The following is an 18,686-nucleotide window of genomic DNA, read 5'->3' on the forward strand; positions in this document are numbered from 1 at the left end:
TGTGGAACCACCCCACCCCATGCCGAACTGGGTCGTGAAACACAGCCGCGCCAATGATACTCGGACCGCAGGGTCCCGGAAAAGTCGGTCAGCGCGGGGGTTTTCCTTTTATAACAGCAGAATTTTTCAGGCTCATACATCCATGTATGGGCCTATTTTTTCGCTCATTACCCTGTTTTGCTTCAGCAGTCCGCCAGTGATACAAACAGGCGCCTGCCACGCCGCTCGAATGTCCTGGTCTGGCCATATATCCATGGCGCGTTCCCGGCTGAGGTCAGGCAGTTCGTAGGTCCCCTGAAGTAGTTGGTGTGTAGCGCGCTAATAAAACCCACCCTGGTGACTCTTCCCTGTGGCCCGTTATCCTCTGGCCACGCTCGCCACAGGAGGCCTCGTGAACCATCTCTGTTCATCTGCTGCTGCTCTGCTTACCGTATTGTTCGTAGGTTGTGATACGCCACAGGACCAGAGCACCACCGATTCTGGCGTGTCCCAGCCACCGTCCCAGTCGCAGCCTTCAGAGAAAAAGCCCTCTACTCAGCCTGCTGCTTGCGAAAAGCGTCCGATACTTCCAGCTGATCCCCGGTACATCACTCTGTGTGACGAGATCAGCGTCCTGTATGACGCTAAAGCCCGAATTCCGCGTGCAGTTCTGGAAGTTCTGAGCGCTCGGAAGATCAGTGGAGAGGCGACCCGCGACGACGATGAGTTCCGCGAGGACGAACGTCTACCTGAATCCGCTCAGGCCAGGCCGCAGGATTATCGGCGCAGCGGTTATGATCGCGGACACCTCGCGCCCGCTGCGGACTTCAAACACTCCGAGGAAGCTATGGCCTCCTCATTTCTTCTGAGCAATGTCGCGCCGCAGCAGGCGCAATTCAACCGCAACGCCTGGGCTGGACTGGAAAGCGCCACGCGCGAATGTGCCCTCAATCAGCGGCAGCTGAGTGTCGTGACCGGCACCATCGGGGAAGGCGGCACCCTCAAGGAGGAAGGACGGGTGGTCATCCCGAGGCAGTTTTACAAGCTGTGGGTAAGTTCCCGTGGATACCGGGCCTGGGTCATGCCAAACGTCGGTGCTGGAGTTCCGCAGAAGGAGCTCAGCGGCAGTGCCTACGCCCGCTTTGAGGTCACCCTTGACGAGCTGAGAAAGGCCACTGGACTGAATCTTGCCCCCGGCACCTCGGGTGAGGCCAAGGGCCGCTTGTGCGCCGCAAGCATTCCACTTTCCAGGTAGATTGGCCGCCTGCACGTGCCAGATCATCAAGGCACAGCATCAAACCTCTAACCCACGCTGAACCACATGCAGACAGCCTGATATGAGCTAGGGTACGGCTCCCTGACAACATCAATTTTCTTTGCTCCTGGGTCAGACGTTTGGTATCAACGAGGTGACGCGGACTTGGTTTCGCCTGTCAATCGGTGGCCCTACGTGAAGCTGACGCAATCTGCCAGCATGTCCTGGGTGCCGGGTGTGTTTTTCCTACTTGCCCAGTTGCCTGCACCGCTGGATTAGCGCTGCTGGCAATACGCAGTCCCGCTTTGGCAGTTCCACTTTGTAAGTGTCCCGCATTTGGCAACAGTACCGAGCCCGGCGCCTACGGCCACGAAGTCGGTGCTGACGTGAAGATTCATCACGAGGTTGCCACCCGCCACACTGACATTATCCGAATTCCAGCTGCCCCTCAGACTTCTTTGGCCCAGAAAGTGTCCATTCCGCTTGCGAAAACTACCGGCGAGCGGTGTCCACGGCAGTAAAGTCATTGCGCCAGCTTCCTGGAACCAGTTGGGTGTCCGCTGAGGCAGGAATCAGGGCAGCAATGGGGTGGCCTGGGCACTGGGATACCCCGAGGTACGTTCTTCACGCGGAGCGACCATGGTCGCGCTTGAACAGGACAAAGGCAATAGAGACTCAGAATGGAGGCGACGGCAAGTTTTAAGAACCTGTGCGCACGGTAAATCCCCTGTCACCAGTAACTGGGCCGACCTCTTGGGTCCTGGTAGCTCTATGTCGCCGCCTCGCGACGGTTTTGCCTTTTTCGGTTGAGCGAGGAACCCGCTAATGAATTCGTCCCCATACCAGCAAGGACCTCAGCAATCACTCATAGGTTGGCTTAAACGTTTTCATAGACAGGGCTGCCGTAGCGACGTAGGCGAAATTTTCTCGCGTCCAGCAGTTATTTCCCCCGCAGAGGTAAAGTGAGCCCGTTCGTTTGTGTCGACCCATTCTCGTCAACCCACCGATTATCTACCGGGGGCCCCCCAGCCTGTGAGGGGAAGAGGGTCGCGTGCCGCCGCCGGGACAGGTAGCCTGAATGCATGAACGTTCTGCTGACCGCCACCGCCCTGCTCGGCCTTGGTCTTTCGGCCGCCCAGCCAGCGGCTTCCGGGTGGCCACAGGGCAGCTGCCTCCACGGCACTACCATCAACGATACTGGGCGCACATTGAACCTGCGTGCGCTAGAGGGCGAGATCCGGAAATTGATTCATCAGGCCGGAGTGGCGCCTGCTCCCACGTGCAGCACTTACCTGAATGTTCTGGTCCATGCGGAGCCCCTTGGCCCACAGACCATCCGAATGACGGCCCACCTGGTCCTTGCCGAGCGCGAAGTGACCCTGAATGAAGTGACCCGCAAAGCTCCTGCATTCGGGTGTCGGCGCACTGTTACGGAAATTGTCCATCCACACGAGGATTTCTTCACCAGTTCCCAGGCCGTGATCAAGCGTCTGCTTGCTGAAGCTCCACAGTGCACCGTCTGAGGCGGGCGTAATCAGCGAACTCCATGCCTGTAGATCTTGAAGCGTGAACGCTAAGGCTGCATGATGGCGCAGTGATCCGCCGCTACCCACACTGCCAGCTCATTCAGGAGGGCGCTGGGCGTTCCAAGCTGGAAGGCGCAATCCCATCGCCCAAGCGGTACGGATCTGTCGCTCTCGCTACAGTGGGACAGGCATGAGCGGACAGAACGCACGGGTCATGGACGCCTTTTGACGGCCCTGCTCATCGACAGCAGCAACACCATCTGCCGGGCGTATTACGGCAGGGCTGGTGGTGACGCGTCCGCCGTCCCTCAAGTGCTGCGTGACCTGGTGTGGACTCTTCAGCTGCGCTTCCAGGCCGAACATGTCATCGCCGCGCTGGATGACAGCCGAAATTTTAGACAGTGCCTGTACGAGAACTACAAGAAGCAGCGCAGCCCCAAGCCCGCGGATCTCACCGAGCTGCTGAGGCAGGCAGATGAACTGATGAGCGCCGCAGGGGCAATTCCGGCTCTGGCGCCCAACCATGAGGCAGACGATGTGATGGGCACCCTTGCCCGGCGTGCTCCTGGGCGGGTGGTGATCGTCACCAGTGACCGCGACCTGTTTTCCGCCGTGACCGCGACCGTGCAGGTCTACGAGCCGCGGGCCAAGACCGTCATCACGGTGGCTGACGTGCAGGCCCGCTTTGGTGTGTCCCCGGAACGTATTCCGCTATTCAAGTCGCTGTGCGGGGACAGCAGTGACAACATTCCTGGCGTGCGTGGCCTGGGTGAGAAGGCCGCGAGTGTTATGGCGGCGCAGTGCGGCAGCGTGGACGAAGTCTTTGACCGGGTCAGTTCGTTCGAGCGCCGGTACCAGAAAGCATTGCAGGCCGCGGATCCGTCCGAGATCCGCCTGTTTCACGAACTGGCAACCGTCCGCACCGACGCCCCAGTGACACGCGTGTCACTCCGCCGCTGACCGGGCAGGCCTTGACCGGCCACAAGGTCTGCCAACATTGCCCAGCCTCCCGGCCCCGCACTATCTGGTGCTGCTCGTGAGTACGGAAAACCGTACCCGAGCAAAGGATGTCGCCTGCGGTGCAGAAACGCCTGGACGGCTGGCCATCCGGGCTGCCCTGGGACTTGACCCGCTGCCACCTTCTGGTCATGATGGCGGGCATGCTCGAACAACTCCGTCGTCGCCTGCGTGAACTGTGCGATATAGACGCCATTTCTGGCGATGAACGCCCGATGCTCCGCGCGCTGCGAGACATTCTTGCCGGGCAGGTGGACGAGTTTACCGTGGACGTCGCCGGTAACGCCTTTGCCGTTAAGCGTGGGCCCCAGCCCGGCCCGACCGTGCTGATTGCGGCGCACACAGACGAGATCGGCCTGATGGTTAAAAGCATCGAACCCGGAGGCTTCGTCCGGTTCGAGAAGATTGGTGGCGTCATCGACAACCTGCTTCCTGCACGTGCCGTGCGCGTGCGTGGGGTCAACGGCGTGATCGGCGTGAAGGCCGGACACTACCAGACCGAGCAGGAGCGTACCCAGGGGCGCAAAGCCAGTGAGCTCTACATTGACCTGGGCTGTTCGAGCGCCGCCGAAGTCCGGGCCCTCGGTGTTGACATCGGCGACCCGGTGGCGTTTATCAGTCCGCTTCTGGAGATCGGTGGGCAGGGACACCTCGTCGCCGGGAAGGCCGTGGACAACCGCCTCGGCTGCGCGGTGCTGCTTGAACTGGCGATGGGGGAGGCCCCCCCCTCCGGCACCCTGGTCCTGGCCTTCACAGCCCAGGAGGAGGTGGGGCTCAAGGGGGCCAGACTCGCGGCGGAACGGTACCGGCCAGACCTCGCCCTCGCCCTGGACACCATGCCGACCGGGGATACGCCGGACATGCACGAGCACCGTGACCTGAATGTCCGGCTTGGCGCAGGTCCAGCACTTCAGGTGATGGCCGGACCGGGCGGACGCGCCAACCTGCTTCACCCCCTCGTGAAGGATTACCTGCTGGCCACTGCCCGGACAAAGCAGGCTTCCCTGCAACTGTGCACCTTCAATGGTGGGTCGAATGATTCAGCCGCCATGGCCTGGGCTCACCACGGGATTGCAGCGGGCTCGCTGACTATCCCGCGCCGCTATTCGCACTCCCCAATGGAGCTTGCGGACCTGCGGGACGCGGTTGGGGCTCTGGAGATCCTGCGTGGCGTTGTTGAAGGGATGGACAGCCTCCCGGACTTCACGTTCCTGGCGGGCGACTGAGCTGCCCCTGTAGTGGCAGCGCCTCAGAAGTGAGGCACCGCTACGCGAGGTGTGGTTCCCGGTACAGACAGCATATCGGCCGCGCCCCGATTCACGGTCTGAACGAAAGGCTGCGCGAGAGGAAGGGGGCCGGCCCATGGGCTGCCGACCGCCATGTGATCGTGCCTGCGGGCCCCGTTCAGGCGTCCTGAGGGTGCCGCAGAAGCAGCTGCTGGCGCTCCCTGGTGCGGAAGCCAACGCCGGCATAGATGTCCTTGGCGAAGTAGTGGTCATCTGCAACGATCACCAATTCACCTGCCCCGAAGGTCTGCTGTGCGTGGGTTCCGGCAAAGTGGGTCAGGGTGCCACACAGGCCCTGGCGGCGGTAAGCCGGATGCGTGCCCACCGACTGGAACCGCGCTAGGGCGCCGTCGGTGTACACCCCGAGATCGGCAGCGAGCACGCCTTCAACGAAGGCACCGTACCAGAAACCGAGCCCCGCCTTGGTCATGGCCCGGTAGCGGCGGAACTGCCCTTCCTTGAAGGTCCGGTACGAGGCCTCTGACTCGTTGAAGCGGTCCTCACGGCACGCGACCTGATGATCGACCACGGCGCCCCAGGCCTCATCCGTGTCCTCAATGACGCGCAGTTCCGCGCTGGTGTTCGGCCGTGCGGGAGCGTGAAGGGCACTGGCCGACATGATGACGTTTTCTTCGAGCGTGTACCCGGCATCGACGAAGGACTGGATGTCGGCCTCTCCGCGCGCGGGGACATCCCAGCCGAACAACGTGTGCCGCACGGTCGGCGGCGTACCGACCAGTTCCGCGAAGCGCGATTCCCAGGCAGGGAGGTCGGAGGGCTGCGGGGGGCGCTCGAATATCAGAAAGTTACCGAAGTAATGTGTGGGGTTGTCGGGGTTCGTGACGCGTATGACGTCTCCGAGGTCATCAACGACGCCCTGGAAGCGCGCGAAAATCAGGTCGGTGCGGTACCCAAGTGAACGCAGGTGCATCCCTGACTGTACGGGCCGGCTGCGCCGCTCGCCTATGAGCCTTACGGCGTAGTAACTGCGTTCTTTCCGGTCCTGGTGCCCATACCTCGTTCCCGGCAGTCCTCGAATCGGGATTTCGCACAACGTCGCCACCTGTGTACGGCATTGTGCACGATGAGCCCCGTTCAGCATGACCGCGCCCCGTTCACACAGCAGTCTGGCCTCCTGGCGGGTACGACCTCAGCCCGGGGGCACTTCGTCCCGGTAGAGTCTGATCAACCGGCCGCGGCGTTCAGCCCCCGGTTTCCAGCGCATGAGTGAAATCCCCGACCCGATCCTCTCCGGACACGACCCCACACCGGGCATTGTGTCGGTCCACGCGCACCTGAGCGGTCAGGTGCTGGTGTGGCGCCGCACCCCAGATGGCGTGCTCCAGGAGCGCAACACTTTTCGGCCCTGGGTCTATGCCAGGCACCTTGACGACGTGCACCACCTGGGCTCAGGGCTTTCTACTGATGACCCCACTGCCCCTCTGTATGTGGAATGCCTTGACGGTCCGCCGGGCAGTTACCGCTACCTGCTGAGCGCGCGAGACGGCCGCGCGTTGCACCAGGCCATCCTGCAAGGCGCACGCCGCCGTAAGGCACCCGCGAACCGGATTCAGGACCTCGGATACATCGCGCCCGGGGTCACCGAGCAGTACCTCATGGCCACCGGGCGGACCTACTTCAAGGGGCTGCAGTACGACGACCTGCATCGCCTGCAGTTTGACCTGGAAACCACCAGTCTGACTCCGGACTCCGGACGCATCTTCATGGTCGCGGTGCGCGACACCGCAGGCCTGCGGACCCTGCTCGAAGCGCGCCGCCCGGCGCAGGAAGCCGACATGATCCGCGCCCTGGTGCAACTTGTGCAGGAACGCAACCCGGACGTGATCGAGAACCACAACATCCACCGCTTCGACCTACCGTTCCTGCACCACCGCGCGCAGTTGCACGGCATATCACTGAACTTCGGGCGCGCCGGAGGAACGCCGGAAATCTGGCAGGTGTCGGACGGCTCGCGGCAGCAGTGGGTGTGTTCGGGGCGCGAGATTATGGACACCCTTGACGCGGTTCGCCGGCTGGGGTTGCCCTCGGCTGGCCTCAAAGCCGTGTCGCAGCATTTCGGCCTCGCTCCCGAGGGGCGGGTGTATCTCGAAGGGGCAGCCATCGTCGACACGTACCGGGATAACCCGAAGACCGTGCGCCTCTACGCCCACCAGGACGTCGAGGAAGTCGAGGCCCTGTCGCGCAGGGTGCTGGCGTCCTCGTTTGCGCTGGCCCGCATGGCGCCGCGCCCCTTCCACCGACTGCCCACGGCCGGGCCTGCCACCGGCGTGCTTGAACCCATGCTGATCCGCACCTACCTGAAGCAGCGGGCGGCCCTGCCCGCCAGGGAAAGCTTGGCGGAAGAGCCGCACCGCGGAGGAGCAGTCCACCTGTTCGTCGAGGGGATTATCGGAAATGTGGTCAAGGCGGACGTGGCGAGTATGTACCCCAGCCTGATCCGTACTGAGCGGATTGGCCCGGAGCGCGACCGCCTCGGGGTGTTTCTGCATCTGTTAGACCGGCTGACCGCGCTGCGGCTGGAGCACAAGGCCGCGGCGCGGCGTGGGGAGGCAGGGGAACACGACGCCATGCAGAGCGCCATGAAACTGATCGTGAACGCCGGATATGGCTACCTGGGTGCGGGACGGCTCTCGTTGTTTGCGGACCGGGCGGCAGCGGACCGGGTCACCAGGAGAGGAAGAGAAGTCCTGGCGATGGTGCTGCGGGGGCTGGAACAGCGCGGTGTCACCCTGATCGAGGCGGATACCGACGGAGTGTACTTCGCCACGCCAGCAGCATGGACAGAAGAGCAGGAACGTGCGCTGATCAGCGAGGTGGGTGCCATGCTTCCGACTGGCGTCACACTGGAATTCGACGGCCGGGCGCAGGCCATGCTCAGTCACGAGATCAAGAATTACGCACTTTTGCGCTATGACGGTACGGTGGACGTGAGCGGCGCCGCTTTCGCGTCCAGCCGGAGTGAGACCTACGGACGGGATTTTCTCCAGCGTGCCCTGACCTGTCTGCTGGAAGGGGATGTGCCAGGTGTAAACCGCGCCTATCAGGACACCCTCACCGCTCTGGAATCCCGGCAGTTGGTGAACAAGGATGTTGCCCGGCGCGTTCGCATGACCAGGAGCCTGGAGTCCTACAGACTGAGCCGTCAGGCCCGCAAGGACAGCGTCTACGAGGCCCTGCTCGCCTCGGGCTACGCGTGGCAGGTCGGAGAGCGGATCTACGTGTATCACCGGGCAGCCCAGGGGGTCCGGCTGCTGGAGGACCCGCAGGGGTGCGACTACGACGTCAGACACTACGCGGCGCAGCTGCTGACCGGCTATGCGTCCCGCCTGCGAAAGGCGTTCCGGCCCGAGGATTTCACACAGGTGTTCGCGCAGGGTCACCAGCCGGGATTGTTTGATCTGCCGCTCAGCAGCATCCGCACCACCTGGAGGTCGGTATCGGCGCCAGACCACCGTACAGACGTCGCTCCCATGGGCACGCCCCCGGCCTGAGCAGGCGGTCGGCGCCCGCGATGGGGAGGTCGTCAAGGGGCTTGACCTCCACCAAAGACTTCAAGCTGGGCGTGGTGCTCACATGGCGTGGGAAAACTCACCATAATAAAGCCGTCATGCCTCCCCGACTTCATCTCCTGCTCGTGGACGACAACCCGGCAGACGAGTTCCTGGCGCGCGAAGCCCTCGGGGGCTACAGCGACATCATCAGCCTCACCACCTTCGGGTCCGGTGAGCTGGCACTGGCCAGCCTGCGCGAGGCGGATGCTCCCCGGTCGGATCTGGTGGTGCTGGACATCAATATGCCGGGCCTGAATGGGTTTGATGTCCTTGCTGCGATCAAGGCAGACCCTGAGCTGGCCTCACTGCCGGTAGTGATGCTGTCGGCCTCCCGGGCGGCGGCGGACGTGGAGCGCGCATACAGCCTGCGGGCCAGTGCGTTCGTGACCAAGGCGGACACCTTTCCCGTCTTCCTGAAGCAGATGGAGGCCCTGGTTGGATTCTGGACCCAGTGTCGCGTGATCGGCAAACCCGTCCGGGCGGCCCGCTCTGGTCCGTTTGGATAAAGATATTGCGCCGCATTCCGGTGCTGTTGCGCCGACAGACCTGCCGAGCCGACACTCCTTTGAGAACCACCCCCCAGTACCCCTGCGCGCCACGGGGTAGGGTGGGAGCAATGATCGGTGTCCCTTCGCAGCATATGGGGGACGTATGACGCGTCCCGCCCGTTCCCGCCCCTCAGCCAGCACTCTCGACCACGCCCCCGGAGAAAATGAGGCCGGTGGTGTCGCCGTCATGCCTCCCGAGGTGCACGACGATCCTTTTGAGGACGCGCTTGACCTGGCCGAGGACCTTGAAGAATCGCAGGAGGAGGCGACCGACGAGGAGCTCACGACCACCGACGCCCCTTCCGATGCCGAGGAAACCTGGACTGAGCTGGCCGATCACCCGGTCATCGTCAGCAACGACCCGGTACGCCAGTACCTGCATGAAATCGGCCGGGTGCCCCTGCTGACCGTGACTGAGGAGATTGACCTGGCACGCCGCATGGAAGCTGGCCAGGAAGCGCGCACCCAGCTCGAAACGGTTTCTGACCTCGAAGAACGTGAGCGTCGCCGCCTGCAGCGGACCGTGGAAGACGGCGACCACGCCAAGCAGCAGCTGATCGAGGCGAACCTCCGTCTGGTGGTCAGCATCGCGAAGAAATATGCCAACCGGGGCATGGGCCTGCTGGATCTGATTCAGGAAGGCAACCAGGGCCTCATCCGCGGCGCCGAGAAGTTCGAGTATCGCAGAGGCTTCAAGTTCTCTACCTACGCCACCTGGTGGATCCGTCAGGCGGTCAACCGGGCCATAGCGGACCAGGCCCGTAACATCCGCATTCCGGTGCACATGGTCGAAACCATCAACAAGCTGAACCGCACGACGCGGCAGTTGCAGATGGAACTCAGCCGGGAGCCCAGCCACGCAGAAACCGCGGAGGCGATGGGTCCGGGCTGGGATGAAGCGAAGGTCGAGGAGACCATGCGCCTGACGCGTGACACCATCAGCCTGGCGACGCCAGTGGGGGACGAGGGGGATTCGTCGATCGCCGATTTCCTGCCGGACGACCGCCACGAGTCGCCCCTGAGCCGCGTGAGCAGCGTGCTGATGAGCGAAGCGCTCGACCGGACCCTGGCCACACTGGAGCCCCGGGAAGCGCTGGTGATCCGGCTCCGTAACGGGCTGGAAGACGGCCGGGAGCATACGCTGGAAGAAGTCGGTAAGCACTTCGGGGTGACGCGTGAGCGGATTCGCCAGATCGAGAACAAGGCGCTGCGAAAAATCAAATACGAGCAGAGCAGGCGCGGCAGCCTGCGCGACTTCCTGGAAGACTGATAGGGGTAGTCCGTTGTGTTGCTGGGAGTGGGCCCGCTCTCAGCAACGCCACTGCAACCTCTGCCTGTCGCGGCCACTCGCTCCACTCGCCCCACAGCAGGCGACGGTTGAAGGTTACCCCTCTGAGTTCAGCGTTGCGGAAACTTCGGCCCATGGGGGAACGTGCCCGGGTCAGGGCTCCTGGCAGAAGCAGGCCTGAAAGCAGCTTTCCGTCTGTTGTGATCCCCATCTCGGCAACCGTCAAGGTTGCCACCATGCAGATCGGTGTGCCGCAAGTGGACGAGCCCGCCACTTACGTATCACTTACGCTTCTGGCGCTGTGTCCGAGCGACCCTCTCTCCCGGGGGCAGGCAGGAACCTTCCCCTGGACCGCTGCGCAGGCTCCACACTGCTGCCGGGGATTTCAGCCCTCGCGGGGCACCGGCATCCTTCGCGCGGCATCTCTGTCAGAGAGGGACGACGCTTAGAAGAGACGTGTCAGATATGAGATCCGGCTCCATGTGCATCTTTAAGGCTCAAAGGTGGACTCGAATTTGAAACGGTCGCTTCTGACCCAGTACATCACGTAGCTGACCCGTCTGTCGCCACTGAAGGTCGTGCGGCGCATCAGCAGTGCAGCTGTCCCCGGCCGAACCTGCAGCAGCCCTGCCTCTTCAGGGCGCAGGTTCACGGCCTCCAGGTACTGCTCCACACGGGTCAGCGGCACTTCGGCGCGCTGGGCCAGCAGGTCGTGGACGCTGACCCGGGTCAGGTCGTAGGAAAGCAGATCTGGCAGGGCCTGGGCATCGATGTAGCGCTTCTCGATCACGATGGGAATCTCGCCGTCCCAGCGCAGTCGGTGCACGAACGCAAAGTCGTCACCCACCGCTAGATTCAGCACCCCGGCAATCTCGGGGGTTGCGGGAAAGAGGCCGGCACCGACCACCTGCGTGCGCTTGCTGGGGTGCGCTGACCAGTCCGCGAACGGCGAAACCAGAAAGCCGCCCTGCTGAAACCGCTTCCCGGTGGAAAAAGTACCGGCCCCCTGGACCCGGTAGACATACCCTTCGCGCTCCAGTTCGTCGATGGCGCGCCGGACCGTCATTCGCGACACGTCGAACTCACGGGCAAGCTGAGGCTCGCTGGGCAGGGCGTGGCCATCAAGGTACTCACTTCCCAGCAGGCGTTCTTTCAACGAGGCTTTGATGGCTGGGTACTTCGACATATCTCAGCATGCTACAGGTGATCCGGAATTTCAGTTACCCTCAGCATCCACGGCTTAGGGGGTCGGGGGACAGCTCTGCAGCGGGCCCAGCGAGCGACTATGGCGGCGCTCAGCACGGTGGCTGACCAATACCAGACATTGCCCCGGTGCGCCCCCTGTTGTCTTCACGCAGTGCACCCGACATCGGGACGATGTTCAGCTGTTCTTAAGTTCTCCCCATTCTGCCGCCCACAACCGCTACGGGTTCTATACATTGCTCAACAAATAAGTTAGGGTTGCCTAACTTATGAAAAAGCACATCCCTAAGCTTTTGCTGATTGCGGGCCTGATGGCTCTCGTTTCGCCCAGCGCTGGCGCTGATGAGCGGGTCACGAAAGTTGCCGACCTGAAGCCGGTCCAACTGAATGGTGGCAAGATCAAGGTCACCACCACCATCAATATGATCAGCGATCTGGTGCAGAACGTCGGTGGCAACCGCGTGCAGGTGACCGGGCTGATGGGTCCAGGCGTCGACCCTCACCTGTACAAGGCCAGCGCCCGTGACGTCCGTTCCATCCAGGACGCCCATCTGATCTTTTACAACGGCCTGCACCTGGAGGGTAAAATGGTTGACCTGCTTGAGCGCAGTCCCAAAGCCATCGCCGTAACAGACGCCATCCCCAGGAGGCAGCTCATCACGCCTCCAGGTGGCTTTATCGGCATTGCTGGCCTGCAGGACCCGCACGTGTGGTTCGACGTGCCCCTGTGGAAGCACACCGTGTTGATCGTCCGTGACGCCCTGACCCGGGTAGACCCGGCCGGCAGGGCCATCTACGCGAACAACGCTGCTGCCTATCAGAAGAAACTTGACGCCCTGCATCAGCGTGTCGACAAGATGATGAAAGGCGTGCCCAGACGCCAGCGCGTGCTGATTACAGCCCACGACGCGTTCAGCTACTTCGGCCGGAAGTACGGCGTTGAAGTGCGCGGCATTCAGGGCATCTCGACGGTCGCCGAAGCCGGAACCAAGGACATCCAGGACCTTGCCACCTTCATCGTGGAGCGCAAGATTCCAGCCGTCTTTATTGAAAGCAGTGTGCCCAAACGCACTGTAGAGGCCGTGGTGCAGGCCACCCGGGCCCGGGGGTCGGACCTGAAGATTGGCGGCGAACTCTTCTCGGATGCGGCCGGGAGTCCCGGTACCCGGGAAGGCACCTATATCGGCATGGTGGAACACAATGCCCGGACCATCAGCGAAGCCCTGCGCGGCAAGTAAGGGAGGAAAGGCATGACTGCATCCGCCAAGGCACCTTCTCTGGCAGCTGTTCCGCTTTCTGTGCGTGATCTCACGGTCGCGTACCGGGAGGCTCCCGTGTTGTGGGACATCAACCTCGAGTTCCCGGCAGGGCAGCTCTGTGCGGTCGTGGGTCCCAACGGCGCCGGGAAAAGCACCTTCCTCAAGGCCGTGCTGGGCCTCCTGCCCAAAGCGTCCGGAAGTATCCGGTTTTTTGGTGCGCCGCTGGCCCAAGCACGCCGCCGGATCGGCTACGTGCCCCAGCGCACCAGTGTCGACTGGGACTTTCCTACAGACGCTCTGGATGTGGTCACCATGGGCCTGTACGGGACGCTTGGCTGGATTCGCAGGCCAGGGAAGCGCGAGCGTGACCTGGCCATGCAGGCCCTGGAACGCGTCCGCATGACCGAGTTCGCCGGGCGCCAGATCTCCCAGCTGTCGGGGGGCCAGCAGCAGCGGGTGTTTCTGGCCCGTGCCCTGGCACAGGACGCGGACGTGTATTTCATGGACGAACCGTTTGCCGGCGTGGACGCGACCACCGAGCGCGCCATCCTGGACGTGATGCGTGATCTGCAGGAACAGGGCAAGACGGTCGTGGTGGTTCACCATGATCTGGACACTGTCCGGGAGTACTTCGACCATGTGACCCTGCTGAATGTCAGCGTGGTGGCCAGCGGACCCATCGAGACGACGTTCAGCCCCGAACTGCTGCGCAAGACGTACGGCGGGAAGGTTGCGTTTCTGCGCGAGGCCCTGCCGGTATGAACCTGGAATTCCTGCTGAGCATATTCACGGACTACACGCTGCGCAACGTCGCCTTGGGCAGTGCGCTGCTGGGCATCACCGGAGGCATCGTCGGAGCGTTTGCCGTTCTGCGCCGTCAGAGCCTGCTGGGTGACGCCCTGTCACACGCTGCGCTCCCCGGCATTGGGCTGGCCTTTCTCCTCAGCGGCGGCAAGGCACCCCTGTGGCTGCTGTTGGGCGGAGGTCTGACCGCCTGGCTCGCGGCGCTGGCCATGATCAGTGTTCTGCGGTTCACCCGCCTGAGTGAGGACGCGGCCCTTGGGACCATGCTGGCCAGTTTCTTCGGATTTGGAATTGCCCTGCTGACCTTTATTCAGAACGGCAGCAATGCCAGCCAGTCCGGGCTCGACAAGTTCCTGTTCGGTCAGGCAGCCACCATCGTCGCTGCGGACGTAAGGCTGATGGCAGTCCTCGCCGCACTGGCCCTTGGCACGGTCACGGTGCTGTTCAAGGAGTTCAAGCTCGTGTCGTTTGACCCCTCGTACGCCGCGACGCTTGGCGTACCCGCACCGCTGCTCGGGACGTTGATGACCTCGCTGGCAGTGGTCGCGGTCATGATTGGGCTGCAAAGCGTCGGTGTGGTCCTGATGGCTGCCATGCTGGTAGCTCCGGCGGTCGCCGCCCGGCAATGGACCGATCACCTTGGAAAGATGCTGCTGCTCAGCGCTGGCTTCGGCGCGGTCAGCGGCGTCGCGGGCGCACTGGTGTCCGCGGCCGTGACCAATCTGCCGACCGGCCCGCTGGTCATTGTGGCCATCAGCAGCATCATGATTCTTTCGCTTCTTTTTGCTCCGCTGCGGGGGTTGCTGTGGGCCCGGATCAGCTCGGCACGGCGGGACAGAAACTTGAGGGAAGGATCACGCCTCAACGTTCCACCGATCGGGCCTCTGCACGATCAGGGGGTGTCCCATGAGCGCTGATCTGGTCATTGTCCTTACCGCCTGCCTGGTCGCAGTGGCCGGCAGCCTGCTTGGCGTCTTTCTGGTCCTGCGCCGCCTGAGCATGATCAGCGACGCGATCAGTCATTCGGTTCTTCCCGGGATCGTGGCCGCATTCTGGCTCTCGGGTGGAGAAACCGCTACCCTCCCCGCCCTGATCGGTGCAGCAGCCATGGGCCTGCTGACCGTGGTGGCGGTCGAGGTGCTGGTGCGCAGCGGCCGGGTAAAGAACGACGCAGCCATCGGAGTGGTGTTTCCGCTGTTGTTCTCTATCGGCGTGATTCTGATCTCGGTGTACTTCCGCAACGCCCACCTTGACCTGGACGCTGTTCTATACGGCGAAATCGCTTACGCCCCTTTCAATCTGATCAGCGTGTTTGGCCGGCAGCTTCCGGAATCACTTGTCCTGATGGGCACGCTGACGCTGCTCAATGCCGTATTTGTGAGTATGTTTTTCAAGGAACTGCGGCTGTCCACCTTCGATGCAGGCCTGGCCGCGTCCCTTGGCTTCGCACCTGGGGTCCTGCACTACGCCCTGATGACCCTGCTGTCCTTTACGACGGTGGGGGCCTTCGAGGCGGTCGGCGCCGTGCTGATTGTCGCCTTTGTGATCGTTCCTCCGGCCAGCGCCTACCTGCTGACCCGCAAGCTGTCGGTGATGTTGTTGCTGAGCCTGTGTATCGGGGTGGTGTGCAGCGTCGCGGGCTACTTCGTGGCCATGGCAGTCGACGCCAGCATCGCGGGGATGATCGCCAGCCTGCTGGGAATGGTGTTTTTCCTGTGCCTGCTGCTCTCGCCTCTGGACGGGGTGCTCGCCACGCTGGCGCGCCGCAGACGGCAGCGCGACTCGGTGGCTGCGCGGCAACTGGTTGCCTTCCTGGCAGGGCACGGTCACGCCGGGTCCGAGCCGGAGGTCATGCACCGTTTCGAGTGGACGGCCCGCCAGACGAAGCGTGCCCACCGGTACGCTCGTCGCCAGGGTTGGTTGACGCAGGATGGCGTGAAAGTCCCCCAGAGTCCGCAGGGCCTAGGCCATGCCGCGGACTGAACGGTCGTCGTGTGTCACGCCGGCCCAGGGGGAATACCTTAAACGGCTTCTGCACCTCCAGACAAAGACGGAGACACGTGGTGTCGCGACTGGACGCCTGGCGCAGGACCTGAATGTCAAGGACGCGTCCGTGACCGGGATGCTTGAAAGGCTCGCCCAGGCCGGGTGGGTCGTGTATTCCCCCTACCGCGGCGCGCGGCTGACCGAGGAGGGCTGCCGCATTGCGACCACACTGGTCAGCACCCATAGCCACCTCCTGACCTTCCTGCAACAGACCCTGGAGTACCCGCCAGAACTTGCACAGGCAGAAGCCGAACATCTGGAGCACCATGTCAGCCCTGAGTTCATGAGGCGCCTGGAAACCTGGGTCAACAGTCGGATGACCTGAGAGTGGCAGCCAGGTCTTGTGAGCCTCGTGGTTTTTTCTGAGGCTTGGCCCCACCCGCTGTGCCTGGAATTCCTGACCATGCAACCGTTAGCTGCATCCCCTTTGACCATCAGGCAGTTGACACGGGGCGCCAGGACCAACAGAGGGATCAGCGAGTCTGAGTGCAACTGCGGGGCACCACTGAGCCTTATGAGAGCTTGGCCAGTCATCTGAAGAGGTCCCTGCTGCATATACCCGATCAGTACAGGAACACGATCAACCGTAGCCCTGCTGGAGGCATGAATGAGCAGCATCGAACCCACAGACCGCACTGCGCAGACCACCGGCCCCAGGCCACTTCTGACTTCTCAGACACGGGCTGGGCTTGCCGCCCGGCTCAATGTGCTGGACGCCCGGCTGATCGGCTGGTGGGCATGCCACGGGATTACGCTGCTGCGCCTGTCCCTTGGCATGATTTTTTTCTGGTTCGGGGTCCAGAAGTTCTTTCCCGGCCTGAGTTCAGCCGAAGGCCTGGCCACCCGGACCATCTCAGTGCTGACCTTCGGTGCCGTGCCCCCGGGGGTCAGCCTGCCGGTGCTGGCGACCTGGGAGTGTGCCATCGGGCTGGGGCTGCTGTCCGGGCGCTTCCTGCGCCTGACCCTGGTGCTGCTCTTTGCGCAGATGGCCAGCACGTTTCTGCCCCTGGTGTTCTTTCCCGAGGAGACCTTTACGGTCTTGCCGTGGGTCCCGAATCTTGAGGGACAGTACATCATCAAGAATCTGGTGCTGGTTTCTGCCGGACTGGTGGTGGGGGCCACAGTCCGTGGTGGAAAACTGATCATGGATCCCAAAGCCGCCAGCACAGCGGAGAGAACCCAGGCCCTGCACCAGCGGTTCCGCCGGCGCTTCCAGCGAGAACCCTGAGGCTGACCATCTGCACCCGGGTCTGGGCCTGCCGCTTCCTGAACCCATGGCCATGCTGGCAGTGCCAGGGTGACCCAGCGGTGCACGAAGACCAGGCGGAGTGCAGGTTCGTATCTGCATTCCAGGCCCTTTGAGTCGCGCACGTCGATAGTCGTCCGTTGTGACGCGTTATCCCGGGTCTCCCTCACCATTAAGAGCTTCTAAGCTTGCAACTTTGGTGGACTTACAGCCAAGATACATAAAGCCTAAAATAAATATTAGGCACACCAAATACCAGGGTGTCCCAGCCGTTGGTTGTCTGTGCTCCCCGTCCACCGCCTCTTCGTCTTTCAAGCCACAGGTGATCTGCGTGAAAACATTTATCCTCTCGTTGCTGCTTCTTACTCCTCTGTCTGCTGCACTTGCTGCTCCGGAGTCCTACACTGTCCTGACCGGTAACAAAGCACCCAACGCCGTTATCGTCGAGCTTAAAACTGTCGCAGAGAACTTCACCGGGCGAACCAGCAGCCTGAACGGCACCGTGATGTTTGATTCCCAGACCAATACCGGCAGTGGTTCCATCGCGATTAATGGTGCTTCAATCGTGACCGGGATCGCCAAGCGCGACGAGCATATGCGTGGGCCGGACTGGCTCAATTTCAACGAAAACCCCGAGGTGAAATTTGTGGTCACAGCAGTCAAGCATCTTGCCGGAAACCTGTATCAGGTCGGCGGCAACCTGACCCTGAACGGCGTGACCAAAGCCATCAATGCGAAGGCGACGGTTCGCCATACGCCTGCCAACGGGACCACCCGTGCGCTGGGGGCCAAGGGTGACGTGCTGGGTGTGATCACAAAATTCAGCATCAAACTCAGCGACTTTGGCGTGAAAAACACCTCCGCGAATGGTGGACGTGTCAACGACAACGCTGCCCTGACAGTGAAGTTCATCGCCAGCAACAAGTGACGTCATGTCCCGTTCCCTGAAGCTCAGACTGGCGCTGATTCTGATGGTCCTGGCCCTCGTCACGGCGGTTGGCAGTTCCGTCACTGCCGCTTTCCTGACTCAGGGAGCACAGCTGGTGCAACGGGTCGAGCCTGCAGATTCGGCAAGTGCCTCACTTTTTGGTGATGCAGAAGAGGGAACCCTGATCGGTTCTCCGCAACTGCTGATCATGCGTGATGCGGCAGCGTTCCTGCCTGGCACCACAGAAGGGGGTGCGCGGCTGGTCAGCGAGACCTACCTGAAAGACCATGGCATCTATCCGTTACAGGCGAAATCCGTGTGGTTCATACGGAACCTGGTCCTGCTCGCGGCGCTGGTAATGTTCGTCCTGGGTGGCCTTATCTGGCTGGTGACACGACGGGGTGCCACACCCCACTCCACACCCGGGGCCGCCACCTGATACGGCGCGCCCGATCTTCCCACTGGTGATCATGTCCTCCACAATTCGCGTTTGAGCGGCTGGGAAGTCCGGGAACTGCGGGCCGCCCGGCCATTCCGCTGATTGGACCGGCGGCTGTGGCAGCGGATGGTCAAGTAGGCGTGACCCAGGGACGCAAGTAACCGGGAGGCCTCCTGTCTGGATACCGCGCCTCCGGCCGTCAAAGGGTGGGAAACACATTCCGGTGAATGCGGTTGACTCACGTTTTTCCTGCTGTCAGACACACAGCCCCAGAAGCTCAAAGCCAGGTG

17 protein-coding genes and 1 rRNA gene are annotated in these 18,686 nt (G+C 62.5%); 16 read left to right on the forward strand and 2 right to left on the reverse strand.

The genetic code is table 11. The features are described 5' to 3' along the window. From rrf to IEY49_RS19100, 5 genes are all read left to right on the forward strand, one after another. Positions 1-100, forward strand: a 5S ribosomal RNA gene (gene rrf / locus IEY49_RS19080); the annotation flags it as partial. Positions 101-391: 291 nt separating this feature from the next. Beyond that, on the forward strand, positions 392-1,234 hold the full coding sequence (locus IEY49_RS19085; protein WP_229780922.1) for a DNA/RNA non-specific endonuclease: 843 nt from the start codon (positions 392-394) through the stop codon (positions 1,232-1,234). Between the two features lie 1,082 nt (positions 1,235-2,316). Beyond that, positions 2,317-2,757, forward strand: a complete 441-nt coding sequence (locus IEY49_RS19090; protein WP_189011694.1) for a hypothetical protein — start codon at positions 2,317-2,319, stop codon at positions 2,755-2,757. A 228-nt stretch (positions 2,758-2,985) separates the two neighbouring features. Continuing rightward, complete coding sequence (locus IEY49_RS19095) at positions 2,986-3,720, forward strand: 5'-3' exonuclease (protein ID WP_189011696.1); 735 nt, start codon at positions 2,986-2,988, stop codon at positions 3,718-3,720. Positions 3,721-3,920: 200 nt separating this feature from the next. Then, a complete protein-coding gene (locus tag IEY49_RS19100; protein ID WP_229780923.1) occupies positions 3,921-5,003 on the forward strand; it encodes a M42 family metallopeptidase in 1,083 nt (360 codons plus the stop codon). A gap of 178 nt (positions 5,004-5,181) precedes the next feature. Here the strand turns inward: IEY49_RS19100 and IEY49_RS19105 are convergent, their stop codons facing one another. Next, a complete protein-coding gene (locus IEY49_RS19105; protein ID WP_189011698.1) occupies positions 5,182-5,994 on the reverse strand; it encodes a GNAT family N-acetyltransferase in 813 nt (270 codons plus the stop codon). Between the two features lie 292 nt (positions 5,995-6,286). Here IEY49_RS19105 and IEY49_RS19110 point away from each other — a divergent pair, with 292 nt between their 5' ends. The 3 genes from IEY49_RS19110 to IEY49_RS19120 all read left to right on the forward strand — a co-directional run bounded on the left by IEY49_RS19110 (position 6,287) and on the right by IEY49_RS19120 (position 10,453). Then, complete coding sequence (locus tag IEY49_RS19110) at positions 6,287-8,575, forward strand: 3'-5' exonuclease (protein WP_189011699.1); 2,289 nt, start codon at positions 6,287-6,289, stop codon at positions 8,573-8,575. A 116-nt stretch (positions 8,576-8,691) separates the two neighbouring features. Then, positions 8,692-9,141: a response regulator gene (locus IEY49_RS19115; RefSeq protein WP_189011700.1), complete on the forward strand. Its 450-nt coding sequence runs from the start codon at positions 8,692-8,694 to the stop codon at positions 9,139-9,141. A 145-nt stretch (positions 9,142-9,286) separates the two neighbouring features. Further along, positions 9,287-10,453: an RNA polymerase sigma factor gene (locus IEY49_RS19120; protein ID WP_229780924.1), complete on the forward strand. Its 1,167-nt coding sequence runs from the start codon at positions 9,287-9,289 to the stop codon at positions 10,451-10,453. Between the two features lie 508 nt (positions 10,454-10,961). Here the strand turns inward: IEY49_RS19120 and IEY49_RS19125 are convergent. After that, a complete protein-coding gene (locus IEY49_RS19125; RefSeq protein ID WP_189011701.1) occupies positions 10,962-11,657 on the reverse strand; it encodes a GntR family transcriptional regulator in 696 nt (231 codons plus the stop codon). Between the two features lie 286 nt (positions 11,658-11,943). On the opposite strand from IEY49_RS19125, the gene IEY49_RS19130 reads away from it, so the two are divergent. The 8 genes from IEY49_RS19130 to IEY49_RS19165 all read left to right on the forward strand — a co-directional run bounded on the left by IEY49_RS19130 (position 11,944) and on the right by IEY49_RS19165 (position 18,396). Beyond that, entirely contained in the window at positions 11,944-12,912 is a 969-nt protein-coding gene (locus IEY49_RS19130) for a metal ABC transporter solute-binding protein, Zn/Mn family (RefSeq protein ID WP_189011702.1), read from the forward strand. Between the two features lie 12 nt (positions 12,913-12,924). Further along, entirely contained in the window at positions 12,925-13,695 is a 771-nt protein-coding gene (locus IEY49_RS19135) for a metal ABC transporter ATP-binding protein (protein WP_189011703.1), read from the forward strand. Further along, entirely contained in the window at positions 13,692-14,654 is a 963-nt protein-coding gene (locus tag IEY49_RS19140; protein ID WP_189011704.1) for a metal ABC transporter permease, read from the forward strand. The genes IEY49_RS19135 and IEY49_RS19140 overlap by 4 nt, the downstream gene beginning before the upstream one ends. After that, complete coding sequence (locus IEY49_RS19145) at positions 14,644-15,720, forward strand: metal ABC transporter permease (protein WP_189011706.1); 1,077 nt, start codon at positions 14,644-14,646, stop codon at positions 15,718-15,720. The genes IEY49_RS19140 and IEY49_RS19145 overlap by 11 nt, the downstream gene beginning before the upstream one ends. Continuing rightward, positions 15,707-16,108 carry a metal-dependent transcriptional regulator gene (locus IEY49_RS19150; RefSeq protein ID WP_189011708.1) on the forward strand — a complete coding sequence of 134 codons (402 nt, stop codon included), beginning with the start codon at positions 15,707-15,709 and terminating at the stop codon, positions 16,106-16,108. The genes IEY49_RS19145 and IEY49_RS19150 overlap by 14 nt, the downstream gene beginning before the upstream one ends. 282 nt (positions 16,109-16,390) lie before the next feature. Beyond that, positions 16,391-17,011 carry a DoxX family protein gene (locus tag IEY49_RS19155; RefSeq protein ID WP_189011710.1) on the forward strand — a complete coding sequence of 207 codons (621 nt, stop codon included), beginning with the start codon at positions 16,391-16,393 and terminating at the stop codon, positions 17,009-17,011. Positions 17,012-17,360: 349 nt separating this feature from the next. Beyond that, the gene (locus IEY49_RS19160) at positions 17,361-17,957 is read left to right on the forward strand and encodes a YceI family protein (RefSeq protein WP_189011712.1); all 597 of its coding nucleotides are present in this window, start codon (positions 17,361-17,363) and stop codon (positions 17,955-17,957) included. 4 nt (positions 17,958-17,961) lie between these two features. Further along, positions 17,962-18,396, forward strand: a complete 435-nt coding sequence (locus IEY49_RS19165; RefSeq protein ID WP_189011713.1) for a hypothetical protein — start codon at positions 17,962-17,964, stop codon at positions 18,394-18,396. Positions 18,397-18,686: the final 290 nt, after the last annotated feature.

This window comes from Deinococcus malanensis (genome assembly GCF_014647655.1).
Taxonomy (GTDB): Bacteria; Deinococcota; Deinococci; order Deinococcales; family Deinococcaceae; genus Deinococcus; species Deinococcus malanensis.